The sequence below is a fragment of the Sphingomonas bacterium genome (genome assembly GCF_903644135.1).
Classification (GTDB): Bacteria; Pseudomonadota; Alphaproteobacteria; order Sphingomonadales; family Sphingomonadaceae; genus Sphingomonas.
The window spans coordinates 1-3,644 of the sequence record NZ_CAHJXA010000292.1; the positions used below are offsets into that span (position 1 = coordinate 1).

General features: G+C 67.6%; 3 protein-coding genes and 1 pseudogene. 1 reads left to right on the forward strand and 3 read right to left on the reverse strand.

Annotated features, from left to right (window positions below; genetic code table 11):
• The first annotated feature begins 294 nt into the window (after positions 1-294).
• Positions 295-1,572, forward strand: a complete 1,278-nt coding sequence (locus HUU96_RS13165) for a dicarboxylate/amino acid:cation symporter (RefSeq protein ID WP_174293216.1) — start codon at positions 295-297, stop codon at positions 1,570-1,572.
• A gap of 13 nt (positions 1,573-1,585) precedes the next feature.
• Here HUU96_RS13165 and HUU96_RS13170 read toward each other — a convergent pair whose 3' ends face one another.
• The 3 genes and pseudogenes from HUU96_RS13170 to HUU96_RS13180 form a co-directional block, all read right to left on the reverse strand.
• Positions 1,586-2,218 carry a glutathione S-transferase family protein gene (locus HUU96_RS13170; RefSeq protein ID WP_174293217.1) on the reverse strand — a complete coding sequence of 211 codons (633 nt, stop codon included), beginning with the start codon at positions 2,216-2,218 and terminating at the stop codon, positions 1,586-1,588.
• Entirely contained in the window at positions 2,215-3,069 is an 855-nt protein-coding gene (locus HUU96_RS13175) for a class I SAM-dependent methyltransferase (RefSeq protein WP_174293218.1), read from the reverse strand. Before HUU96_RS13175 ends, HUU96_RS13170 begins: the two co-directional genes overlap by 4 nt.
• A 74-nt stretch (positions 3,070-3,143) precedes the next feature.
• A pseudogene (locus HUU96_RS13180) lies at positions 3,144-3,644 on the reverse strand (recombinase RecA); the annotation flags it as partial.

A 3,644-nucleotide genomic window follows, 5' to 3' on the forward strand; every position in this document is an offset into this window, starting at 1 on the left:
ACCGCTGCCGCAGCGCGAGCCATCTCGCCGCCGTCGACCAACTGCAACGCGATCGCGACCCTGGCGGCGGCAAACGCCGCCTCGACCCGCTCGGCCAGCGCCGCGCCATGCCCCGCCGCCGTGCCGCCGCCACGATTGACCAGCACCGGCACCGCCGTCTCCGCGGAACGAAACGGCATCAAGCTCTCCCATGGCCGGCGAAGGTCGGGACGGTCGCCGCAATCACCCCGGCAATAGGGTTCTTGACCGGATCGCCGCAATCCCCTTGGCTCACGCATCACGCGGGAGCTTCGAATGGCAAGACGGCTGACCCTCTACATTATCGCCGGCCTGGTCGCCGGACTGTTCGTCGGCCTGGCGCTCAACGGCTGGCTCGACGACGGCACCCCGGCCGCGGCCGCACGGCTGAAGGCGATCGCCGGCAACATCAGCATCCTGACGACGATGTTCCTGCGTCTGATCAAGATGATCATCGCGCCGTTGGTGTTCGCGACGCTGGTGTCGGGCGTGGCGCAGATGGGCGACACCAGCGCGCTCGGCCGGGTCGGCGGTCGCGCGATCGGCTGGTTCGTCGGGGCGAGTCTCGTCTCGCTGTCGCTCGGCCTGCTGATGGTGACCTTGCTCGGTCCCGGCGTCGGCGTGAACCTGCCGCTGCCCGTCGCCGGCGCGACGGCGGGGGTCGAGACGGCGGGGTTCAGCCTGGCGAGCTTCGTCACCCATATCGTGCCATCGTCGATGATCGACGCGATGGCGACCAACGAGATCCTGCAGATCGTCGTCTTCTCGCTGTTCGTCGGCGTCGCGATCACCGCGGTCGGCGAGGCAGCCGCGCCGCTGGTCCGCGCAGTGGACGCACTGGTCGCGGTGATGTTGCGGATCACGGACTATGTCATGCGGTTCGCGCCGGTCGCGGTGTTCGCGGCGGTGGCGGCGACGCTGACCGAGCGCGGGGCCGGCGTGATCGGCCAGCTCGCCTATTTCATGGGCGGATTCTACCTGTCGCTGCTGCTGCTATGGGGGATATTGTTTGCCGCCGCCTTTGCGATCATCGGCGGCCGCGCGCGCGAGCTGATTCGCCACATCCGCGAGCCGCTGCTGGTCGCCTTCACCACCGCCTCGTCCGAGGCCGCCTATCCCCGCCTGCTGGAGGCGCTGGAGCGGTTCGGCGTGCCCAACCGCATCGCCAGCTTCGTCCTGCCGCTCGGCTATTCGTTCAATCTCGACGGGTCGATGATCTACATGACGTTCGGGTCGCTGTTCATCGCGCAGGCCTATGGCATCCATCTCGACCTCGGCACGCAGGTCGCGATGCTGCTGTATCTTATGATCTCGTCCAAGGGGATCGCCGGGGTGCCGCGCGCCGGCCTCGTCGTCATCGCCGCGACGCTGCCCGCCTTCCACATCCCGGAGGCGGGGCTGTTGCTGATCCTTGCCGTCGATCATTTCCTCGACATGGGGCGCACGGCGACCAACGTCGTCGGCAATGCGGTGGCCAGTGCGGTGGTGGCGCGATGGGAAGGCGACCTTCGCCCGGCGCTACCGCCGGATACCGAAGCCGTCGCCCTGCGCTGATCCGATGCGCGGCCTAGGCAAAGGCGTAGGGACCGCCTGCGATCAGCGCACGCTGGTACGCCGGGCGGGCATGGACCTTCTCCAGCCACGCGATCGTCGCCGGCCGCGGCTCATCTAGACCGGCCTGGGATCGCGCCGCTTCCAACGGGAAGCTCATCATGATGTCGGCCCCGGTCAGCTGATCGCCCGCGAACCACCGATGCTGCGCCAGTTCGCTGTCGACATAATCGAGATGGACGTCGACCATCGGCCTGACCCGCTTCTGCGCGCGCTTGCCGATGAGCGGGATGCGGCCGAGGATCAGCGTGACGAGCAGCGGCGGCATCAACGATCCTTCCGCATAGTGCGTCCAGAAGCGATAGCGCAGCGCGTCGTCGCGGTGCGCCGGCGGGCCGAGCCGCCCGTCCGCCTTCTCGACCAGATAGTCGATGATCGCGCCGGTCTCGGCGATCACCCGTCCGTCCGCGTCGGTATCGACGATCACCGGCGACTTGCCGAGCGGATGCACCCGCTTCAGCTCCGGCGGGGCGAGCATCGTCGCCTTGTCGCGTTCGTAGCGCTTCACCTCATAGGCCAGTCCGAGCTCCTCGAGCATCCACAGGATGCGTTGCGAGCGCGAGTTTTCGAGATGATGGACGATGATCACCGGCCGCTGCCCTGCCGCGTTGCCGACCAGAGCCAGGCCGAGGCTGGAAACGCCACCTCGCCGCCGTTGCAGCGGCGGCGACAAACCTCCGCCAGCCGGTCCAGCAGCGCGGGCCTCATCGCTTCCGATGCGTTGCGTAGCGCCGCGGCGGCGGGACCGATGCCGCCGAAGAAGACAAGCGCATCGGCGACCGGGTCTTCGCCGACGCCGGCCACATAGGGGAACTCCACCCGCTGAGGTGAACCGGCTGCCCAACCGCTGTCGGCAAGGATCGCGGCGACACGGGCCGGATCGGCAAAGGCGAACGGCCCCGGTGCGGCCGGCGCCGGCGATGGCAGCGGCTGGGCGTCGTCGGCAGTCACCGCGGCCACGGTATCCGTCGCCCAAGGATTGTCGGCCGGCGCGGTGAAGCAGGAGAACACCAGCCGGGCATCGGGTGCCGCCGCTGCCGCGAAGCTGGTAAAGGCACCAAGCGGATCGTCGAAGAACATGACGCCATGACGCGAGAAGAACAGGTCGACCGGTGCCAGCGCCGCCACCTCCGCGATGGCGTCACCGGCGAGGAAGCGGCAGGTCCCGGCTCTCGCCTCCAGTCGCCGAGCCTCCGCCACCGCGATCAGGTCGCCCGACAGGTCGAGGCCGATCACCCCCCGATCGGGTAGAGCGGCAGCGATGCCCAGGCTGGTCGTGCCCGCGCCGCAGCCCAGATCGACCAGCCTGTCTGCTCCACCCGCCGCCGCCAGAATGGCTTGCCGCAGCGAGTCCTCAAGCCCGGCGAAACTTCGATCGGTACGCTGCCACTCGCGCGCCCAGGTCTCGCCGACTCCGCCACTCCACTCTGCCGCCCGCATCCGCCGCTCCCCCGACCCGCTAAAGTCACAAAGGTCACACCCAGGCGTGGTTTTATCGGAGATGGCCGCTCAGATCAAAGATCGTCGTCTTCGCTCGGCCCGGTCATCATCTCCTCGGCGACCTTCTCGGTCCGCTGACGGATCGCTCGTTCCAGACGATCGGCCATGTCGGGATTTTCGCGCAGGTAGTTCTTCGAATTCTCGCGACCCTGACCGATGCGAACACTGTCATAGCTGAACCAGGCACCCGACTTCTCGACCAAGCCCGCCTTGACGCCAAGATCGAGGATTTCGCCGATCTTGGAAATGCCCTCGCCATACATGATGTCGAACTCGACCTGCTTGAACGGCGGCGCGACCTTGTTCTTGACCACTTTGACGCGAGTGGCGTTGCCGGTCACCTCGTCGCCCGCCTTGATCGCGCCGGTGCGACGGATGTCGAGGCGGACTGAGGCATAGAATTTCAGCGCGTTGCCGCCCGTCGTCGTCTCCGGGTTGCCGTACATCACGCCGATCTTCATGCGCAGCTGGTTGATGAAGATCACCATGCAGCGCGAGCGGCTGATCGAGCCGGT

Coding starts and splice junctions, on each gene's coding strand:
- HUU96_RS13165 (WP_174293216.1), top strand. CDS start 295: ATGGCAAGACGGCTGACCCTCTACATTATCGCCGGCCTGGTCGCCGGA.
- HUU96_RS13175 (WP_174293218.1), bottom strand. CDS start 3,069: ATGCGGGCGGCAGAGTGGAGTGGCGGAGTCGGCGAGACCTGGGCGCGC.